This window comes from Aliivibrio sp. EL58, from assembly GCF_900312675.1.
GTDB lineage: Bacteria > Pseudomonadota > Gammaproteobacteria > Enterobacterales > Vibrionaceae > Aliivibrio.
Genome location: NZ_OMPC01000012.1, coordinates 320,917 through 337,974, shown reverse-complemented (window position 1 = coordinate 337,974; position 17,058 = coordinate 320,917). Strand labels below are relative to the sequence as shown.

Below are 17,058 nucleotides of genomic sequence, written 5' to 3'. Positions count from 1 at the left end.
AAATCAATAGGATAAGCACGAGCTACTTATAAAATAGCAAATAAGCCTTATTGACATTATTAATAATCCCTTTAGACTCCTGTCCGTTTATCAAAATCCTGATCAAAAAATTCAAAACAGACGAGGTTCACACATGTCTCACGATAACGATTATAGCTTAGGTCCAGTACCTAAGACCGCAAGAAAAGGCGTTGTTTCACTTACTTTAGTAATGCTTGGACTCACCTTTTTCTCTGCAAGTATGTGGACAGGGGGATCGTTAGGAACGGGGCTCTCTTTTGATGATTTCTTCCTTGCTGTTCTCATTGGTAATTTAATTCTCGGCATTTATACTTCTTTTCTTGGTTACATCGGCGCTTCAACTGGTTTATCTACCCACCTTCTTGCTCGTTTCTCTTTTGGTTCTAAAGGTTCTTGGATCCCCTCTTTACTTCTTGGCGGTACTCAAATCGGCTGGTTTGGTGTTGGTGTTGCAATGTTCGCAATCCCCGTCCACAAAGCAACAGGCATTGATACCAACGCATTAATCGTAATATCAGGTCTATTAATGACGGTTACTGTTTATTTTGGTATTTCAGCATTAATGGTTCTTTCCATGATTGCGGTTCCTGCCATTGCCGTCTTAGGTGGCTACTCTGTGCTTACCGCCGTTGACAGTATTGGTGGTATTGCAGAATTACAAAAAATTCAACCTGAAGAACCAATGGACTTCTCTATTGCACTTGCAATGGTTGTCGGTTCATTCATTAGTGCTGGTACATTAACCGCTGATTTTGTGCGATTTGGTAAGAAGCCAATGGGCGCTGTTGCTATCACAATGATTGCCTTCTTTATCGGCAACTCATTAATGTTCATCTTTGGTGCTGCTGGTGCAGCGGTAACTGGTCAGTCTGATATTTCTGAAGTAATGATAGCTCAAGGTCTACTGATCCCAGCAATCATCGTATTAGGTTTAAATATCTGGACAACTAACGATAACGCCCTTTATGCATCAGGCCTTGGCTTCTCAAATATCACAGGCTTACCAAGTAAGTATATTTCAATGCTTAATGGTTTAATTGGTACTGTTTGCGCATTATGGTTATATAATAACTTTGTTGGCTGGTTAACTTTCCTATCAATAGCTATCCCACCAATTGGAGGGGTTATCATCGCTGACTTCTTCATGAATCGTAAGCGTTACATGGATTTTGAAAACGCAAAATTTAAAACGATTAACTGGGCAGGTATAATCGCTGTTGCTATTGGGGTTGCCGCTGGTAATTTCTTACCTGGTGTTGTTCCTGTAAACGCCGTTTTTGGTGGCGCACTAAGTTATCTAGTACTTAACCCTCTTTTAAACAAAGAAAAAGCATCTAAAACAGAAGCTGCATAGAAGAATTCTTATGACTAATTTATTAATTAAAAATGTGGCATTACGAGATCAAGAAGGGTTATTCCAAATCTTGATCCAAGATGGTCAATTCAAAACTATCGTATCAAATGAGCAAGATCTTGCTTTTTCAGGTGACACCTTGGATGCTGAGGGCGGTCTAGCCAATGCACCATTTTGTGAGCCTCATGTTCACTTAGATACGACTCAAACTGCGGGTGAGCCAAGCTGGAATATCTCAGGAACTCTTTTTGAAGGGATTGAACGTTGGTCTGAGCGTAAAAAACTTCTAACCATTGAAGATGTTAAGAGCCGCGCTAAACAAACACTAAAATGGCAAATCGCGAACGGCATTCAACATGTTCGTACCCATGTAGATGTGTCTGATCCAACATTAATCGCACTAAAAGCAATGCTTGAAGTAAAAGAAGAGATGAAAGAGTGGGTTGATATCCAAATCGTCGCTTTTCCTCAAGAAGGTATTCTTTCTTACCCAAATGGTAAAGAGTTATTAGAAGAAGCCGTTCAACTTGGTGCTGATGTTATTGGTGCAATTCCTCATTTTGAATTTACTCGTGAATACGGTATTGAATCTCTACATTACGTTTTTGAACTGGCACAAAAATACGACCGTTTGATTGATGTTCATTGTGATGAAATTGATGATGAACAATCACGTTTTGTTGAAACCCTAGCGGCACTTGCTCATAAATTTAATATGGGTGAAAAAGTAACAGCAAGCCACACCACAGCAATGCACTCTTACAACGGCGCTTACGCTTCTCGCTTATTCCGTTTATTAAAAATGTCAGGCATCAATTTTGTTGCAAACCCATTAGTGAATATTCACTTACAAGGGCGCTTTGATGACTATCCTAAACGTCGTGGTATTACCCGCGTTAAAGAGATGCTTGCAAGTGATATCAACGTCTGCTTTGGTCATGATGATGTATTTGACCCATGGTATCCATTAGGTACAGCAAATATGCTACAAGTACTGCATATGGGCCTGCATGTATGTCAAATCATGGGTTATGAGCAAATTAACCAAGGTCTTGACCTAATTAGCTATAAATCAGCAAGAACGCTAAATATTCAAGATAACTATGGTATTGAAGAAGGTAAGCCAGGTAACTTAATTATTTTACCTGCAGAAAATGGTTTTGATGCACTTCGTCGCCAAGTTCCTGTTCGTTACTCAATCCGTCAAGGTAATGTGATTTCAGAAACTCAGCCAGCAACAACGACCATTACTTTAGATAAACCAGAAGTAGTTTCATTTAAGCGTTAATTGGAAATTCAATAATCAGATACCAATGGGAGCCTTTGTGCTCCCATTTTTTATGAATATTCTTTAAGGGTGAATGCTATACTTACCCTAATTCAAGATAAATGGCGATATTATGACACAGCAAAATAACCCGCTTCACGGTTTGACCCTACAGGCAATCTTAACAGAATTAGTTGAACATTACGGTTGGGAGGAATTAAGCTACATGGTTAACATCAATTGTTTTAAATCTGACCCAACCATTAAATCAAGTTTGAAATTTTTGCGAAAAACCGAGTGGGCGCGAGTGCGAGTAGAAAATATCTATTTGAAACTTCAACGTCATAAAGAAAAAGCAGAAAAATTAAATTAATCTGAATAATACCAATTCCAGTAATTACTAATCGTTCTACTGGTTTAAATCGTAACTTAAATATTCAATCGATTAAAAACAAAAAGCCCCGTAAGTTTGCACTTACGGGGCTTTTTTAATTAAAGAGCGTTAGCCAGAATTACTTCTTAGCGTTAGCTTCTTTAACGTCAGCAATTACTTGCTCTGCTACGTTCATTGGACAAGGTGCGTAGTGAGAGAACTCCATAGAGAACTGACCACGACCAGAAGTCATTGTACGTAGTGAACCGATGTAACCAAACATTTCTGAAAGAGGGATGTCAGCTTTAACACGAACACCAGTTACGCCAGCCATTTGGTCTTTGATCATGCCACGACGACGGTTAAGGTCACCGATTACATCACCAACGTGGTCATCTGGAGTAAACACGTCTACAGCCATGATTGGTTCTAGAAGTTGAGCACCAGCTTTTGGCATAGATTGACGGAATGCGCCTTTCGCTGCGATTTCAAATGCTACTGCAGATGAATCGACTGCGTGGAAACCACCATCTAGAAGTTCGATTTCAACGTCAAGAACAGGGAAGCCAGCAAGAACACCAGTATCCATCATGCCTTTGAAGCCTTTCTCGATTGCAGGCCAGAATTCTTTAGGAACGTTACCGCCCACTACAGAAGACTTGAATAAGAAGCCTGAACCAACTTCACCTGGTTTCATGATGTAGTCGATCTTACCGAACTGACCAGAACCACCAGATTGTTTCTTATGCGTGTAGCTATCTTCAACAGGTTGAGTGATAGTTTCACGGTAAGCAACTTGAGGTTGACCAACAGTAAGGTCTACACCGTATGTACGACGAAGGATATCAACTTTAATGTCTAGGTGAAGCTCACCCATACCTTTAAGGATTGTTTCGCCAGTTTCTTCGTCAGTTTCAACTTGGAAAGATGGATCTTCTGCAACCATTTTACCGATAGCAATACCCATTTTCTCAGTACTGCCTTTATCTTTAGGCGTTACTGCGATTGAGATTACTGGAACTGGGAAAACCATTGGCTCAAGTGTTACTGAGTGCTTAGGATCACAAAGAGTGTGACCAGTTTGAACGTTTTTCATACCTACGATAGCGATGATATCACCAGCTTGTGCGTAAGTTAATTCATTACGATCATTCGCTTGCATCTCAACCATACGGCCAACACGCTCAGTTTTACCTGTGAATGAGTTAAGAATTGTGTCGCCTTTGTTCAGTTTACCAGAGTAAATACGAACGAAAGTTAGAGCACCAAAACGGTCATCCATGATTTTGAATGCTAGCGCTTTGAATGTTTCGTCTACAGAAACGATAGCGTGTTCGCCAGTTTCTTCGCCTTCTTCATTCATTAGCGGTTGAGGATCTACTTCTGTTGGAGAAGGTAGGTAATCAACAACAGCATCAAGGATTAGTTGCATACCTTTGTTCTTAAACGCAGAACCACAGAATGCAGGGAAGAAATCCATTGTGCGAGTACCCTTACGGATACATGCTTTTAGTTGCTCAATAGTTGGCTCTTCGCCTTCCATGTAAGCTTCCATTAGATCGTCGTCTTGCTCTACAGCAGTTTCAACTAGCATCTCACGGTATTCTTCTACTTGATCAACCATGTCCGCAGGAACATCAGTGATTTCGTAGTTTTCAGGAAGACCAGAGTCATCCCAAACGTATGCTTTACGAGTTAGAAGGTCAACAACACCAACGAAATCGTCTTCGATACCGATAGGAAGAACCATAACTAGTGGGTTAGCACCTAGTACGTCTTGAGTTTGCTTAACAACACGGAAGAAGTCAGCGCCCATACGGTCTAGTTTGTTAACGAAGATAATACGTGCAACTTCTGATTCGTTCGCGTAACGCCAGTTAGTTTCTGATTGAGGTTCAACACCACCAGAACCACAGAATACACCGATACCACCGTCAAGTACTTTAAGAGAACGATAAACTTCAACAGTGAAGTCAACGTGTCCAGGAGTATCGATAACGTTAAAACGGTGATCTTTCCAGAAACAACTTACAGCTGCTGATTGGATAGTAATTCCGCGCTCAGCTTCCTGTTCCATGAAGTCAGTAGTAGATTCGCCATCATGAACTTCACCAGTTTTGTGGATCTGACCAGTAAGTTTTAGGATACGTTCAGTTGTGGTAGTTTTACCCGCATCAACGTGCGCGAAAATACCAATATTTCTGTATTTTGATAAATCAGTCATTGTTTTACTCTATTAATAGGATAGAAAATGCGCGCAGAGTATAACACAAACTGTCAATTGGTATATGCTTTGTTCTATTTTTGGATAGAATTTAGCCCAATTAACCCCTGCTTATTTTCTGCTTTTGCAAATTATAGTCGAATTTACACAATTTCAAATGCAAAGAATAGTGTAAATCCATAATTATTGTCGTTTATAACTCATCAAAAGCATCAATTGCTTCTGAGAGCTTCTTTACACCATGGATCTGCATACCTTCAATACCACCTTTAGGCATATTTGCCGCAGGTACGATTGCACGTTTAAATCCATGTTTATAAGCTTCCATTAATCGCTCTTGGCCACTAGGTACAGGGCGAATTTCACCAGCTAGACCTACTTCACCAAATACCACCACATTTTTTGGCAGTGGGCGATCTTTAAAGCTAGACAGTAAAGCCATAATTAAGGCTAAATCGGCACTAGTTTCAGCGACTTTGACACCACCAACGACGTTTACAAATACATCTTGGTCTGCCATTTGTAACCCACCATGCTTATGCAGCACTGCCAGTAACATAGATAATCTATTTTGATCCAAGCCAACCGACACTCGACGCGGATTTGATAATTGGGAGTAATCGACTAACGCTTGAATTTCTACTAATAAAGGTCGAGTCCCTTCCCATACCACCATAACAGAGCTGCCAGAAGTTTCCTCCTCGCCACGAGACAAGAAAATAGCTGATGGGTTATTAACTTCTTTAAGCCCCTGCCCTGTCATTGCAAACACACCCAACTCATTCACTGCACCAAAACGGTTTTTATTGCAACGTAATGTCCTAAAACGGCTATCAGCACTACCATCAAGCAATACTGAACAGTCAATAATATGTTCGAGAACTTTTGGCCCTGCTAATGTACCGTCTTTTGTTACGTGTCCAACAAGGAAAATAGATACATTATTTTGCTTTGCATAACGCGTTAATGTCGTTGCTGATTCCCTCACTTGAGAAACACTACCAGGAGAAGACTGTACATCATCGACATGCATTACCTGAATTGAATCAATAACCATTATTTTAGGTTTTTCTTTTTCAGCAATCTGGCAAATTTTATCAATGCTGGTTTCAGATAACATTTTTAAATTATCTTTTGGCAATCCTAAGCGAGACGCTCTCATCGCCACTTGTTGCAAAGATTCCTCACCCGTTACATACAAGGTTGGCATATGTGCCGCTAACTGACACATTGTTTGTAATAATAGCGTTGATTTACCCGCACCTGGATTACCGCCAATCAAAATAGCCGCTCCAGGAACAATGCCGCCACCCAGCACTCGATCAAACTCTTGAAACGTAGTGGTAAATCTAGGAACTTCTTGAAGATCAATACTTGACAAGGCTTGAACTTGAGATTCAGCCGATGAACCAGCATATCCTACTAAACGCTCATTACGAGCAACTTGTGGAGAAGCCGCTAAACGAACTTCTGTTATCGTGTTCCACGCCCCACAAGCACTACACTGCCCTTGCCAACGAGGGAAGTCTGCCCCACAATCATTACAAACGTAGGCTCGTTTTGCTTTTGCCATATATCACCGACATAAATGTTATTAAAGTGATGGGTATTATTTAACGTATAGTGTTAAATATTTTAGCAACTCTGCCGATAAACCCATTAGATTGTTATTACTGTACCAGAAATCATGCAGCAAGAAGAATATCAAAGCTACGTAGATCAACTTATCCCAATTTTTGGCGAACCAGATTTTGAACTGGTGTGCGGCCAAGTAATGGCACATGAACACCCTTCAGTTCATTTAATCGTTAAGATTGAACTGAAGCGTATTATGACGCCTTGCATAAAGAGCATTGATTTACGTGGCCGTGTAAAAGGAGAGTGTCATCAATACGAACTTGATGGCTATACACATTGGTTAGATGATGTCGCAATCAATACCTATCACAAAACAATAGAACGCTACGGAAGCTATACCGAAGGGGTTTGGGAAGCGTTGACCAATACCCGTAATAATTTTCGTGTTTTGCATAAGAATAAAGAAATCGACAGCCCTTCTGATGAGAAAATTGAAGGTGGTTCTTTTAAAGCAAAATTAGTTCGTTTTGGCCATTATCTCACTCGAAGTGAAAACCGCTTACGCATGTCTACACAAGTGACGGTTCTTTTACCCAATGGCAATCTTATCCATGGAACAAGCAGTGATCTATCCTCTTCTGGAGCGAGGATCAAAGTCCCTACCGCTTTTGAATATGGATTAGGCCAAATTATTCAGGTTAGTTTTCCAAGCCTTGCTAAAGATACCGGCATTAAAGAGCTTAATGGTGATTTTCCTTATCGTATTTTAGGTATTCACGACAGTGAAGAAAATGATAGCTATCGCTGGCTACGCCTAAAAATGGAATCTGATCATGATGTTATTGCGGCAGCTATCGATGAGAAACTAAATAAAAACAAACGTCGAACTCAGCATGATCAAAAAGATCAAATTGTGAGAGCCCGAACTCAAGGCTATGAGCACTGTTTTTTAAAACACACGACCAATATCCCTCTATTTTTCTCTGGGGATAGCCTAAAGTACGCCATTATTACCGATCACAATGAAACGCTTTGGAAGCATTGGCATGATGAAAAAAACCAGCCGGTTATTAATCATCTTTTTAAAGCAGAACGAATGCAGTTTCTGACCAAGCCTGGATTAAAAGCCAGTCGTACGCATTTTTACAGTTTTAAACACGACCATGAAGACAGAGAGCTGTTTTACTCAATGATGTCATCGGAAGGCTCACAGCAAGAACGCCAGTTATTCTGGCATGTTGGCGCTAAAAGAAAGAGTTGGAAGGTTATTCGCTTATCTCTTTTTGAATTAGAACAAGGTGACAAAGAAAGACTGTTAACCGTTGCTCCTGAAATGGAAGGTGTTCTTGAAACGCTAACTCATATGGGGATCTTAACGGAGATCAGCTTACCTGAAACACAAAAAGATTATCTTTTAACAGATAAGCCAAGCCTTGCGCCTAAAGAATTGAATCCATATCGTCATGCCACTGCACCAATCAGTCAGGCGCATGCACTCTATTTTGATTCAGCACCACGTCGCACAGAACCAAGATTTAATTACCAAACCTTAATTACGCTTTCTCATCCGAGTTTTGGTGAAATCACAGGTAAAACGTTAGATATATCAACCAACGGCCTCTCTATTCATTTGGACAAGCCAGCGCTGTTAACAAAAAAATCAGATGTAAAGATCACATTCAATGACTTACAAAATTTAGACAAAAATACGCCATTGAGTCGTATTGGTTATCACGTATTGAAAGTGGCCTCTAATGGTCTAAACATTCAGTTGCATATTGAAGACAGCTTACAGACCCAAAAAAGTAAAGCCTTCTTAGGTCGCTTAATCCAACATAATATAGAAAAACTACCGATGGACTATGAGCAACTTCCATCAATGGATATGCTAAGAATTATGCATCAGTTATTACTCAATAAATTAACGACAACACCGTTCTTTATTGAGAAGGATGACCATAAATTAAAAACTCGCTGTATTGGTGTTAACTTTCCTCTTAATCGATTAAATAAAATTTGGCAGCATTTAGGTGATGAACAACACTTAAATTTAGAGCCTATTTTTAAATCAAGAATGCAGAGATTACTCGTTGAACCATTGAGAACACCTGCAAATCAGCGTTCTCACCATCACGAGATTTATCTCGCGGTTGTGATTCGTGATGGGAAAATAAAATCGGTCTTTACTCGAATGCTGCAAGAGTTCTCCTCTTATAATGACCGTATTACTTTTATAAGAAAAGCGAAAGAACACGGTGAATTTTTAGCGATACGAGTAACTACAACTGCAGTTAAGAATCCATTATCAACAACTTCAGAGATAGAGTTAAGTCAGTTAGCTCAATACGCAATACACTACGCAAGAGCTTTAGAAGATGAGCTATCTAGTATTGTTGGTTGTGGTGAAATTGCAGACATCACTGATGAAGTTCTTATCCGCTTAGAGTTAGGGTAATTAGCCTGATTTATTTATAATAAAGCCGACAATTAGTCGGCTTTGTTCTTTATAAACAAAATGATAAATGCTATTAATTATTATCTATCATTAGTTTGGCGATAAAATTATGCAAATAGCGCTTGTTGAAGACAATGAAATACTCAATCATCATTTAACCAGTTACTTAAAAGATCTTGGACACGTTGTCTATTCAGATAAAACCGCTTCTGCTTTTCTTCAAACTGCACAAAAAAAAGAACTACTTGATGTAATGATTGTTGATCTTGGATTACCAGATTTTGATGGTATGACGCTGATTAAACAAATTCGTCGAAAAGAAATCACAACACCAATTTTAATACTAACCGCGCGTGGTAATTGGCAGGATAAAGTAGAAGGTTTAGAAGCTGGCGCAGATGACTACCTTGTTAAACCCTTTCAATCAGAAGAGCTAGTTGCGAGACTTCATGCTCTTGCCCGTCGTTCTGCCGGATTTAGCCAATCAAACATCGTTGCTGATAATATTGTTCTAGATACGAAGGCAAAAATCATACTTGTCGATAATTCTCCACTAAACTTAACCTCATTTGAATACGATATTATCGCTTACTTAATCAAAAATAGTTTACAAATAATTTCAAAACAACAATTTGTAGATGCCTTGTACCAAGATGGCGATCAGTCCCAACTAAACAACATTGAAGTACTAATTTCAAGATTAAGAAAAAAATTTGCAGCCGTGGGCCATAAAGAATTAATAAGTACAATTAGAGGACAAGGCTACCAATTTCAGATAAAGGCCAAATAATATGAAACGTTTAGTTCAAAACCAATTTAGACGACGGATTCTATTTAGCTTTTTAGCGGTGGTTATCTGTTTTTTAGCACTAAACGGTTATTTACGCTATAACCAAAAAAAAGAGCTATTCATACAAAAAAGTATTACCGCATTATTCAAAGACGTTCCTGGAGTAATTAATGAAGTAATGGTATCTGGACTCATTCCTCCTATAACACCTAGCTCTGGGGTCTACCACTCAGAAGCAGCAAATGTAGCAACGGTTATATGTGATGAAAAAGATAATATTCTTTGGCATAGTTTTTCTAATGGCTCTCCAAAACACGTAAAAAACCTATGCGCTCAATTCCCAACAACGTTAGATACTCCGATCTTAGAGACAAAACCAAGTGGTTCAAGTTTTTTATATTATAAAGCCTACTTCCCAGCTGATAATATTGCACCAGGAAGATTCTTAGTGATCATCCAAAAAATGGACACTCAAATAGAATCACTTAAAAGCCTAAAATTAACGCTTATCATTGCTTATTCCATCATTATTTTAATCGCTATTTTTGGCGTTCTTTGGGGATACAAACGCTCATTTCACCCTTTAAATAAACTTCATAGAGAATTAAAATCAATCAAAGATGATACTCAAGAAAAGTTAACTTATTCATACCCTGCAGAATTAGAACCAATAGCAAACACGATCAATCGATTATTAGATCAACAAGAACAACAATCCGAGAAATACAAAAAAGCGATGGATGATTTAGCACACAGCTTAAAAACACGAGTAGCAACTTGTGATGCTCTGCTATATCAGAAGCAACCGCCTATTTCTGAAATTATAGAACAGCTTCATGATATGGATTCAGTGATTCAACACCAATTAAAACGCGCATTAATGGGTTCTAGAGGCATTAGTAAACACCATACTCAAGTTTCGCCTATTATAGAAAAACTGACCAAGATGTTTAACAAGATCCACCAAGCGAAATCCATCGAATTTATCCATAACTATGAAAAAGACCAAACGCTGCCCATTAACTATAATGACCTAATGGAAGTACTAGGCAATATTTTAGAAAACAGTTATCGCTTTGCAAATAACTACATTATTTTGTCTATTGTTGAGCGTAGCGAAGGCTTTAGTGTACACATTGAAAATGACGGAGAAGCATTACCTGAAAATAAAATTAATTCCGTTTTTCAGCGTGGCGTTAGAGCGGATGAAAAGAACCCAGGTACAGGTATTGGCCTTGCGGTATGTGAAGAAATAATCTCTAGTTATCATGGGCAGATCTGGTTTCAAGCCCAAGATATTGGTACACGATTGGAAATATTCTTACCTCATCAAAATTAAAAAAAGGAGAGTACATACTGTATTCTCCTTTTTTCAACAAATCAGTTTATTCTTCAGGTTCATCTACGTTTGTCATATCAACGCGACGATTATGATGTCGTCCAGAAACGGTGTCATTATCCTCAATTGCATTAATCTCTCCCGATGAATCTGCGTTAAGCAATGCTTCATCGACACCCAACTCTACTAAATATGCCTTAACACTTTCAGAGCGAGACAATCCAAGTGTCATGTTATAACTTTCTTTACCTTTATTATCAGTATTACCATCTAAAAGAACCACATCGTCTTGCTGAGTTAACTGCTGTGATATTTGACTTAAAATATATTTTGAACGTTCAGTTAAAGAGTATTTATCAAAATTAAACAATACCCTTGCTAGATACTTCTGACTCACTTTATCGTCTTTCACTTCTGCATAAGTTAATAAGTATTCACTGCATTGAGTATCTACCCTGGTATTTTTTAACTCTTCGCCCAACGCTTTTTTTATCGTTTTAGAATCAAGAGTTGTACTCACTTGCATAAAAGGCCCTTGATGAAATAAAATCTGCTTTCCTTCGCCAACCACAACCTGCTCTTGATACTCAGAACTGTTTGTTGCGCAATAATAATTTAACGCCTGGTTAATATCGGTTGTATCTACGGCTTCTTGGCTGGCAACACTGAACGTCGACATTAGCGCCAACAATAAACTTACTTTTTTCATTATTTTCTCTCGACGTTATTGAGCTAAATGCCCGACTTCTTCTGATACCAACGACATAATCAAATTCAAAATTTCATCTTTATCATTAGCACTAAATGCATTTTCTTCACCAACACAGTTTAGTAAGCCAGTGTTATCATGAATATCATAACCATTACCAAAACCAATCATGGCAATTCTTGCGCTAGGATCTTCTCCCGTATTTGTCGGCAGTCCTGAGCTGTACCCACCAGAAAAATCGACTTTATCCGCCGTATTATCATTCGCAGTAACGGGACCACCTTCAATAGCATTAATTAAATTGGTACACATCCCCTTATTTACCAGTTTCTGTATTTGAGTTAAGTAATGAGGTTGATCGACACCATCAGATAAAATAATAATTAACTGCTTAGGATTTGCCTCCTCTTTATCTTTAGTTACATGATAAGAGACAATTTGGCTTGCTCGAATTAGCCCCTGTAATGATGCAGTCCCCCCGTAAGCTTTGAAGCCTTTTACTTGACTGTTAAACGTCGCAAAATCACTGGTATAATTAATATCATTAAACTCTGCAAGTTCATCACCATTAGGTATTCTCCCTGCTTCACCTTTTGGCTTAAATTGCTGTTGTATAGTTTTAGAAAAATTGACCACATCATCTTTATCGTATTGCCCTGTACTTTGGATAATACGTTGATCTCTTACAATAAACTTACCACCGCTACCTGCATTCACCGTACGACGATTATAACCAGTCATTGCTACACGATGTTTTGGCCCTGATGTTGAGCTGTTATAAACTTGCAGTTCATCGGTCACCATTTGCACCACATCTTTTAACTCACTCAACCGCGATGGTGGTGAAAATCGACCAGGAACGTTTGGAACCTCTTCGGCCATATCAGGTGGAGCATGCCCTTTCCAGTCATAATTCATTGACCCTGAAAAGTCGAGAATGAAAGTGATATCCATTGGCTGACTACTTTGAAACTTACGCGCTTTTGAAGAGCCTGTGACATCAAAAGTATCACCAAACCCAATGGTTATATCGTTCCCTGGAAACCAAGATAGATGCTGTGTTCGTCCTGCTACTCGATACTCAACAAAAGGCCTTTTATTATCATCTGCCGTGCATTCTGCAATTTCAGAGCACTCTAGTTTTTCGACGTTAATATCAACTAAGTTATCCATATCATGAAGATAATGGTCGATATAGTCTTTACCCGTTTGGGTTGATACTGCATCTTCTTCACCATAAGCAGATACAGCAAGTACCGCCGCTTCGGCTGCATCTTCCAATCGGGCTTTTGATTGAAGTGCTCTAGCGCCATCAGAAGCCAAGGTAAATACGCCAAATAAAATAGGAATACACATCACAAATAAAATGGCAGCATGGCCCGATTGTTTCTGTATCGATTTCATGCTTACCTTCCTATCACAATAGAGTCAGACATGACTCGTGTGTAATTCTTTCCAACTAAACCGCCGAACCAATTATTACTTTCATAACAAATAGCGACTCGATATAGAGGCATGGTGCGTCCTCTCACACTAAGTACAGTTAATTCTTTTAGTTGACCTATAGGTTTACCGACATGACAAGTTTCCGCCCCGCGATCTTCACTAATCACTGGGTTGGGAACATCCACTTCAGAGAAACTTAATTCTTCTACTAACATGCCATATTTATTAGCATCAAAATTTCCGAAAGTTCTTGAAAGTGAATGCTTAGCGATATTATTTAAGCTATCTACTTCTTCAGACGTTAATTGATAATCCATACCATAAAGTTGGGTGCGCTCTTTTAGTACGTTCACTAAAGAATAGGAGAGGCGATCTAATTTTCCTTTTATCGATAACTTAATAATCACATCACCACTGAAGGCGAGAAGTAAACTAAAACAGATACCAACAATGGCAAATTCAATACTAAAGATCCCACGTTGCTTAGACTTCAAACTGCGATCGTTCATACTCTTGTACCACTATCATTTCACGGCTCAAATTAGCTGAGCGACTAAATACATAAGAGAAAATAGGATGAAAATTATAGTCAATTCGATAAATTGCTAAGGCATTATTAACCTCTTCTCCACATTCTCGAGTCCGTTGCCCTTCAGGTATTAGACAGCCTTTTTTCTCCGCTTCTAATACTTCCAACGAAGGAAAGTACTGAATTGATACTCTAAAATTATCCGCAGAGATCACTGAGTTCCAAATACTGTTTTCACGGTGCAATACCTTATCAACAATATCTAAATAGTGCCCTTCACCTTTTTTTGCACTTCTCGATACCTCTGAAATAGCAAGGTCATTAATAGCAGAAATATAAGACATATAACTCATTTCAACCCATGCCATGCACATGAACCAAAACGCCATGAAACCCATAACAAACTCAATAGAAACCGAACCATTTTGTTTACTTTTCATACATCAACCTAAACGCTTTTTTTTGTATCAATATCTAAAGAATTAAAGCTTTGTAATGATTGATAAATACGCTCAATTTCTTTTTTGGTATGTTTATCAGCTAGCACAGCTTGAATAAATTCAATATTTTTTTCTTTTGCCATGCTTAATATTAAATTAGCCATCACTTGTTCATTAGCCTGCCCACTACGATAAACTGGTAACAATCGTTGTGCTGCTTGTTTGTAATTACCTTCAGCGATATCTAGGACGGCTAAATTATTTGCGATCGTATTGCTATCATAAAAATGCAATTGTGCTTTTTGAAAATATCTACGCGACTTTTCATATTGATATTCATGACCATATAAAATCCCTAATAAATTTTCTGCTTCAGCGTTATCTGGTTTTTCTTCCAAAGAAAGTAATGCAGCTTTTATCGCTTGAGGGTATTTTCCTAAATCACCTAAAGCAGAAGCTTGAAGGTAGTAGGTTTGAAAATTTGCATCATTTTCAATATTTGGTTTTAAGTAGAACAAAGCACTTTCTGGATCTTCTAAATTCAATAATGTTGCAGCAAGAGCTTCACGGGTTTCTTCAGAATCCTCTTTTTTCAACTCAGCTCTATATAAATCAGATAAAGCTACATAGTTTTGTGTTTGCTCATAAATATTAATTTTTGACTGAGTTAATGTACTTTCACTGTATTGGCGAGAACTGCATGCCGACAATAAAAGAACAGTAGAAATTAGGAGTATTTTTTTAAGCATTTAACATCAACCTCATTACACCAGGTGCTGCAATTAAAATAACAATAGGGATCATAATGAATACGATCAGTGGAACTGACATCTTGGCTGCTAACTTCCCTATCCGCTCTTCTAATTCCAACATTTGCACCTCTCTTATATCTGATGCCAATGTGGTTAAAACAGTATAAATGGATGAACCGTAATGCATACTTTGTGTCAATGTCATCACAAAACTCCGCATTTCATTAGAGGGAATTTCGACATACATTTCTTCTAATGATTTCTCCAACCCGACCATGCGAGAGCGTTCATTCATTTTGGTTAATACTTGTGTTAAATCTTTATTAAACCCTTTCATCTCTTTAGCTAGATAACTAAGAGAGGCTTCAACTGTCATACCCGTTTGGACACATACTGCCATTAAATCCAATAGATAAGGCATTTGGGTTGAAACTCGATGGATCCTTGCTTTTATCTTCGCTTGTAAATACATATCGGGAGCAATAATGACAAAAACCATCCACAGCGATGCTGCAACAACCCATCCCGTACTCGATAAAAATAATAGGTAATAGGCGACACCAACAATCACTTCACCAATCAGTAGTACGCTGTATTTGATTGGCATAAATAGATGTACATATTGCGTATTCGTCCAACCAGCTTGACGCAACTTTTGTTTAATACCTTCTTCATCAGGGTTAAGTTCTGACGCTTTATTTTTTAACCACCCCCCAAACTCATTCTCTTTCGTTTTTTGATTACTGCCACTTAATACTTGTAACTGCTTCTCTCTTAGAAACTTCGTAATGCTTAAATAAACAATAAGCATCAAACCAAATGAAATAAGTGTAATGAATATAAATCGATACCAATCAGTCATTATTTGGTTCCTTTTAATAAGCCCCAAATAATAAGCATCCCTATAGCTTCACTAATGAGTACATAATATAAAATGGGTCTACCTTCAGCATGAAACATAACAAACTCATAATTTTCAGGGCTGAGGAACTGCAAAATAAACAAAAAGAAAAAAGGCGTTGCACAGACTATTTTTGCTGAGATCCGCGCTTCTGATGTTAAGGCGTATTTCTTTCTCTCTACTGCTCGCGCATCAAACATCAAACGATTTAAACGTGAAATAACATCTCTTAATTGTCCACCTCGGTTCATGTTTGCGCGTAATGTAATAACGAAAAAACGGAAAGCTGGATAAGGGAAGCGAACACATGATTTCTTAAATACTTCATCTGGACTCTCACCAAGCTGCAAACGCTCTCCCATTACTTTAAACTCTTTACCAACATCGCCTTCAAGCTTCTTACCAACAAAAGCAATAGCATGGGTGATACTTTCACCCGCAGATACCGCACTCGACAGCATATTTAATGCATCAGGAAAACGCTCATTAAATTGTTTTTTCTCTCGTTCTTGAAGCCAAACGTATCCCCAAATCAATCCTGCTACGATAGATATTAATACAACAATATAAGGCGGAGCATGAATCATAGAACGGTTAATTAGCAGACCAATTAAAGCAAATATACATACTGAAAAAACCAGTTTTAACGTTGCTCCATTACCTAATTGTCTTGCTATATTTTTCCAAACAAACTCAATCTTTTGTCGAAATGTTCTCTCTGTTAATGACGCTAAATTGATAGCTTGATCTGTACTATTTAAATCATCAACAAATTGAGTTGCATTAAGCTTTTCTAAATACTGACTTTTCTTTACTGGCTTATCCCCTAGGACTAACATCAAAAGAAGTAAACCAATACCAATCGCAATCCAAGACATGA

General features: G+C 38.3%; 15 protein-coding genes. 6 read left to right on the top strand and 9 right to left on the bottom strand.

Annotated features, from left to right (window positions below; genetic code table 11):
- Positions 1–133: 133 nt before the first annotated feature.
- The 3 genes from codB (at position 134) to ED622_RS19660 (ending at position 3,015) form a co-directional block, all read left to right on the top strand.
- Complete coding sequence (gene codB, locus ED622_RS19670; RefSeq protein ID WP_122036715.1) at positions 134–1,375, top strand: cytosine permease; 1,242 nt, start codon at positions 134–136, stop codon at positions 1,373–1,375.
- Between the two features lie 10 nt (positions 1,376–1,385).
- Positions 1,386–2,663, top strand: coding sequence for a cytosine deaminase (locus ED622_RS19665; RefSeq protein ID WP_060992419.1), 1,278 nt, complete (start codon positions 1,386–1,388; stop codon positions 2,661–2,663).
- A gap of 112 nt (positions 2,664–2,775) precedes the next feature.
- Positions 2,776–3,015, top strand: a complete 240-nt coding sequence (locus tag ED622_RS19660; RefSeq protein ID WP_045101298.1) for a VF530 family DNA-binding protein — start codon at positions 2,776–2,778, stop codon at positions 3,013–3,015.
- Positions 3,016–3,154: 139 nt separating this feature from the next.
- Here the strand turns inward: ED622_RS19660 and fusA are convergent, their stop codons facing one another.
- On the bottom strand, positions 3,155–5,239 hold the full coding sequence (fusA, locus tag ED622_RS19655; RefSeq protein ID WP_122036714.1) for an elongation factor G: 2,085 nt from the start codon (positions 5,237–5,239) through the stop codon (positions 3,155–3,157).
- Between the two features lie 193 nt (positions 5,240–5,432).
- Entirely contained in the window at positions 5,433–6,812 is a 1,380-nt protein-coding gene (gene radA, locus ED622_RS19650; protein ID WP_122036713.1) for a DNA repair protein RadA, read from the bottom strand.
- A gap of 114 nt (positions 6,813–6,926) precedes the next feature.
- Here radA and ED622_RS19645 point away from each other — a divergent pair, with 114 nt between their 5' ends.
- The 3 genes from ED622_RS19645 to ED622_RS19635 all read left to right on the top strand — a co-directional run bounded on the left by ED622_RS19645 (position 6,927) and on the right by ED622_RS19635 (position 11,401).
- Complete coding sequence (locus tag ED622_RS19645; RefSeq protein ID WP_122036712.1) at positions 6,927–9,272, top strand: PilZ domain-containing protein; 2,346 nt, start codon at positions 6,927–6,929, stop codon at positions 9,270–9,272.
- Between the two features lie 109 nt (positions 9,273–9,381).
- Positions 9,382–10,062: a response regulator gene (locus ED622_RS19640; RefSeq protein WP_122036711.1), complete on the top strand. Its 681-nt coding sequence runs from the start codon at positions 9,382–9,384 to the stop codon at positions 10,060–10,062.
- 1 nt (position 10,063) lies between these two features.
- Positions 10,064–11,401 carry an ATP-binding protein gene (locus tag ED622_RS19635; protein WP_122036710.1) on the top strand — a complete coding sequence of 446 codons (1,338 nt, stop codon included), beginning with the start codon at positions 10,064–10,066 and terminating at the stop codon, positions 11,399–11,401.
- A 46-nt stretch (positions 11,402–11,447) separates the two neighbouring features.
- Here the strand turns inward: ED622_RS19635 and ED622_RS19630 are convergent, their stop codons facing one another.
- Genes ED622_RS19630 through ED622_RS19600 form a run of 7 tightly spaced genes read right to left on the bottom strand, consistent with a single transcriptional unit; the run spans position 11,448 to position 17,056 of the window.
- Complete coding sequence (locus ED622_RS19630; protein WP_122036709.1) at positions 11,448–12,110, bottom strand: OmpA family protein; 663 nt, start codon at positions 12,108–12,110, stop codon at positions 11,448–11,450.
- A gap of 15 nt (positions 12,111–12,125) precedes the next feature.
- Positions 12,126–13,514 (bottom strand): pilus assembly protein, encoded by a 1,389-nt coding sequence (locus tag ED622_RS19625; RefSeq protein ID WP_122036708.1) that lies wholly within the window; start codon positions 13,512–13,514, stop codon positions 12,126–12,128.
- 2 nt (positions 13,515–13,516) lie between these two features.
- A complete protein-coding gene (gene tadF, locus ED622_RS19620) occupies positions 13,517–14,065 on the bottom strand; it encodes a tight adherence pilus pseudopilin TadF (RefSeq protein ID WP_122036707.1) in 549 nt (182 codons plus the stop codon).
- Positions 14,040–14,525, bottom strand: a complete 486-nt coding sequence (locus ED622_RS19615) for a TadE/TadG family type IV pilus assembly protein (RefSeq protein ID WP_122036706.1) — start codon at positions 14,523–14,525, stop codon at positions 14,040–14,042. Before ED622_RS19615 ends, tadF begins: the two co-directional genes overlap by 26 nt.
- A gap of 8 nt (positions 14,526–14,533) precedes the next feature.
- Positions 14,534–15,274 carry a hypothetical protein gene (locus ED622_RS19610; RefSeq protein ID WP_122036705.1) on the bottom strand — a complete coding sequence of 247 codons (741 nt, stop codon included), beginning with the start codon at positions 15,272–15,274 and terminating at the stop codon, positions 14,534–14,536.
- The gene (locus tag ED622_RS19605) at positions 15,267–16,139 is read right to left on the bottom strand and encodes a type II secretion system F family protein (protein ID WP_122036704.1); all 873 of its coding nucleotides are present in this window, start codon (positions 16,137–16,139) and stop codon (positions 15,267–15,269) included. The genes ED622_RS19610 and ED622_RS19605 overlap by 8 nt, the downstream gene beginning before the upstream one ends.
- A complete protein-coding gene (locus ED622_RS19600) occupies positions 16,139–17,056 on the bottom strand; it encodes a type II secretion system F family protein (protein ID WP_122036703.1) in 918 nt (305 codons plus the stop codon). Before ED622_RS19600 ends, ED622_RS19605 begins: the two co-directional genes overlap by 1 nt.
- Between the last annotated feature and the right edge of the window lie 2 nt (positions 17,057–17,058).